Origin of the sequence: uncultured Anaerococcus sp. (assembly GCF_937934665.1) — a bacterium.
Classification (GTDB): domain Bacteria; phylum Bacillota; class Clostridia; order Tissierellales; family Peptoniphilaceae; genus Anaerococcus.
In genome coordinates, this window is the sequence record NZ_CALGYW010000075.1 from 1 (window position 1) to 4,116 (window position 4,116).

Consider the following 4,116-nt stretch of genomic DNA (forward strand, 5'->3'; position numbering starts at 1 on the left):
ATCAATTTTAATTTTTACTAAGTCTTTATTCTTAAGGCTAATGTTTTTATAAACCAGCTTATCATTTATTAAAATCCCTGATTTTAATAGTTCTTTATAGGATCTCTTAGATATATTTTTTTCTTTTAGAAATTTTTTTAGGGTATTTTCCCCATTATTTATAAATTTTATATATTTCATGCTTACTCCTATGATATAATATAAGCGAGAGGATATGATATGACAAATATAATTAATATTTTTAAAAACAAATCTAGATATACAAACACTATTTTTCAAAAAGTTAGAAAAATTTTACAAAAGCAAGGGTTTAAGGTTAGCACCTATTATAACGAAGATGCTTTCTTAAATTTGGTTATTGGTGGTGACGGAACTTTTTTAAATGCAGTCCATCTTTCTAAATTCTCCTCTATTCCTTTTATAGGAATAAACACAGGCCATTTAGGTTTCTACCAAGAAATTGAAGTTGATATGTTAGAAGAGTTCGTCGATTGCTTGGTAAAAGGACAATACCAGACAGAAGAATTGACAGTTCTCGAGTCAAGAATTAATAATAAAAGTATAAACGCCATTAACGAAGTTTTAGTTAAATCTAAGAAAAATCAGATAATTAGGTTAAAGGTCTTTATAGACGGAAATTTTATTGAGTCCTATTCTGGAGACGGACTTATAATTTCTACTCCCCATGGTTCAACCGCTTACAACCTATCTGCTAATGGAGCTATACTCCATCAGTCCCTTAATGGCTTCCAACTAACACCTATAGCTCCTGTATATTCAAATTTAAATAAGGCCTTAAAGTGCCCTATTGTTTTACCAAATGACGCAAATATAGAAATTTCGGTCTCTAGAAGAGATAATTACCACACAATCTTTATATTTGATGGTAGGGAGTTTTATACCAAGGATTATAAAATAAAGATAGGTGTTTCTCCAAACAAAATAAATAAGCTTATCCTTAATAAAAACCATTACTGGACTAATATTAAAAATAAGCTTATGTGATTAATTAAATGATATTGAATTAAAAATATCTCTAACTATATTTCTCACCAAGGGTGCAGCAACTTCACCGCCTGTACCCTGGCTGTCTTCTACAACCAAAGCAAAGGCAATCTTTGGTTCATAAGCAGGTGCAAAGCCTACAAACCATGCATCTATATTTCCATCTGCCTTATCTGCTGTACCAGTTTTACCTGCTATTTGCACCGAATCTAAATAAGCGTTCCTTCCTGTACCGGAGTTAACAACTTCTACCATCAAATCCCTAATAGTATTTGCTGTTTTTTCACTTGTAGCCTTTGATAATGTTTCATTTTTTGCTTCATAAACTATACTTTCTTCTTTATTAGTTATCTTATTTACAAGCCTAGGCTTAATCATAATTCCGTTATTTGCTATTGCTGAGCTTACTATTGCCATATGAAGAGGTGTAACTTGGGTTTTACCATAACCAAAACCTGTCATAGCAAGATCTGCTTCGTTTAAGTCCTTGTATGGGATGACAGAATTATTCTTATCCAAGTCAAATTCATAATCTAGGTTAAAGGCAAATTTTTCAGTGGTTTTAGAAAGTCTATCCTTACCTAAATCCACAGCCTTCTTTGCAAAATAGGTATTTGCAGAATTAATAAAGGCAGACCTTAGTTCAAGATTTCCAAATACTTGATCACCGTAGTTTTTGATTTCATAACCTTGGATTACTTCGCTACCTTCATCATTATAAGATTGATCTATATCGTTGTCTAAGATTGAAGCAGAAGTGATTATCTTAAAGGCTGAGCCTGGCCTATATAAGCCTTGACTCGCCCTATTTACAAGTCTGCCATCAGTAGTTTGGATAAGGTTATTCCAATCATTATCTAGGGTATTTGGATTGAAGCTAGGGCTTGAAACCATAGCCAGGACTTCCCCTGTACTAGGATTCATAACTACGCAAGAAGCTTTATAAGATTTTAAATAATTATATACTATATTCTGTATAATTTGATCAAGACTTAAATGTAGATTATTTCCTGTATCGTTTTTTACAACCATTTTTCTAAACTGACTGAAATTTTCATCACTTATTGCCAGAAGTTCTTTGTTGAAAGATTTTTCTATACCTGTCTTGCCATAGGTTGTTGATGAATATCCTGTAACAGGAGCAGAGCTTTCTGGATAGTTATATATCCTCACTTGCTTTCCTGATTCATCTTTTTGGCTGTAGGCTAAGATATTTCCATTTCTATCGTATATTGTTCCTCTTTTAACTAGGTCTTCATTTAACCAAAGCCTTCTATTATGCGAATCATCAGCTATAGTTTTGGATTTAAACAACTGGAAATAAACTAGGTAAAGAGTTAGAAACATAAATAAAAATACGAAAAACACCATTACAAAAATCAATCTCTTATTTAGTGTTGATTTTGATAAAACCTTTAGCTGGTTATTTTCCTTATATCTTTGTTTTTCTTCAATTTCTCTAATTTTTCTTACAAAACTTTTATTATTTCTTCTTCTCTTATCTGCCACTTTTTCCACCTTCCTTTATTTCCTCTCCACAATATTGAAGGCATCCTAGAAGGATAAAGCCAGCAAGCATAGACGAACCACCTTGACTAATAAATGGTAGAGTTACTCCTGTAAGTGGTATCAACTTTAATACCCCACCAAGAATTATAAAAGTTTGAAGGGCAAATAATATCCCTATACAAAAGGCTAGGACAGAGTAAAACTTATTTTGTTGGGTAAGAGAAATTTTTAAAGCTCTGTAGACTAATATCATAAATAATAAAACAACTCCAATACCCATAAATACTCCCATTTCTTCACATATAGCAGAGAAAATAAAGTCAGATTCTGCAACCGGTATATAATCTGGTCTACCAAGTCCAATTCCTGTACCAAATAAGCCACCACTTGCTGTTGCAAAGAGGGCTTGGGTTATTTGATAACCCGTAGCATCTATATCAGACCAAGGATCAAGCCAAGTTGCAACTCTTATCCTAACGTGGCCAAATAAGAAATATGCTACAATAGAACCAATTATCATGAAAAACATATTTACAAAAATAAGTTTCCTATCTTTTTCATAAACAAATTGACTTAATATTAAAACTCCAAAAAATATAAGGGCAGTTCCTAAGTCCTTTTGTAAAAACAAAAACCCTATAAAAACATAAATTATAAAATTCATAAAGTATCTACCAAAGGGTTTAAGACTTATTTTATTGAAATTTGTATAAAAGCTTGCTATGAAAAATGCAAGAGGTACCTTTATAAATTCAGATGGTTGGATACTAAATTTATTGGCTATAACTATCCAGTTTTTAGCTCCCCCAAGGTAAGTACCAAAAACTAGGGTTATTATAAACAGGACTATTGAAATACCAGCGTAAAAAAGGATAAGCTTATCCCACTTGTTGTACATTTTTAGTATAAAGTATGTTATAAAAAATAAAATTACTCCTACTATATAAAATTGTAGCTGTCTTCTACCTAGTTTTGGGTCAAGTCTATATATAATAGCAACTCCTATTGAAAATAGCATATTTACAATTAGTAACAAGATATTATCAGATTTTGTAAACCTATCTACTAAAAACGAAGTTAGTAAAGTTACAACTAGGATTGCAAGATAGGTGTAAAAGTCCATATTAGTCAAATTCTTAATATTGAAAATAATGGCTAAAGACAAGGATAAGAATTCAAAGAAAAATAAAAGAAAATTTGTCTTTGCCCTTGTCTTTTTCATTGAATTTTCTAGTTTTATATTTTCTTTATTCATCACTATCACCTTGGATAAATAAGAACTTTAATGATCCTAGTCTAATTATATCTCCTGATTTAAGCTCTATGGCATCAATGATTTTTTCATCATTTAGGTAGGTACCATTAGCAGACTTTAAATCTTCAAGAAAATACATATTTTCATCCTGTAAAATCCTTGCATGAAACTTAGACAAGTATTTATCATTTATACTAATAGTATTTCTCTCGTCACGACCTATACTATTATCTTCACCTATAAAGTAATATTCTTGAACCATAAAAGAAAAACCATCATTCATATTAATTAATTTCAAATATGTATCGGAGTCTTGTTCCTTTTTAAGTGTTGTTCTTACATCATAA

The 4,116-nt window shown here is 31.0% G+C and carries 4 protein-coding genes and 1 pseudogene; 1 reads left to right on the forward strand and 4 read right to left on the reverse strand.

What is annotated here, in order from left to right; genetic code table 11:
• Positions 1 to 279, reverse strand: a pseudogene (locus tag Q0410_RS04300) (RluA family pseudouridine synthase); the annotation flags it as partial.
• Between Q0410_RS04300 and Q0410_RS04305 the strand changes: the two are divergent.
• Positions 220 to 1,005, forward strand: coding sequence for an NAD(+)/NADH kinase (locus tag Q0410_RS04305; RefSeq protein WP_299033247.1), 786 nt, complete (start codon positions 220 to 222; stop codon positions 1,003 to 1,005). The pseudogene Q0410_RS04300 and the gene Q0410_RS04305 sit on opposite strands and share 60 nt — an antisense overlap.
• On the opposite strand, the gene Q0410_RS04310 is transcribed toward Q0410_RS04305, so the two are convergent.
• The 3 genes from Q0410_RS04310 to Q0410_RS04320 form a co-directional block, all read right to left on the reverse strand.
• A complete protein-coding gene (locus tag Q0410_RS04310) occupies positions 1,006 to 2,514 on the reverse strand; it encodes a peptidoglycan D,D-transpeptidase FtsI family protein (protein WP_367178705.1) in 1,509 nt (502 codons plus the stop codon). It abuts the gene before it with no gap.
• A complete protein-coding gene (locus tag Q0410_RS04315; protein ID WP_299033253.1) occupies positions 2,504 to 3,769 on the reverse strand; it encodes an FtsW/RodA/SpoVE family cell cycle protein in 1,266 nt (421 codons plus the stop codon). Before Q0410_RS04315 ends, Q0410_RS04310 begins: the two co-directional genes overlap by 11 nt.
• Positions 3,762 to 4,116 (reverse strand): FHA domain-containing protein (locus Q0410_RS04320; protein ID WP_299033256.1); only part of this gene is annotated, 355 nt, incomplete at its 5' end. The genes Q0410_RS04320 and Q0410_RS04315, both read right to left, overlap by 8 nt.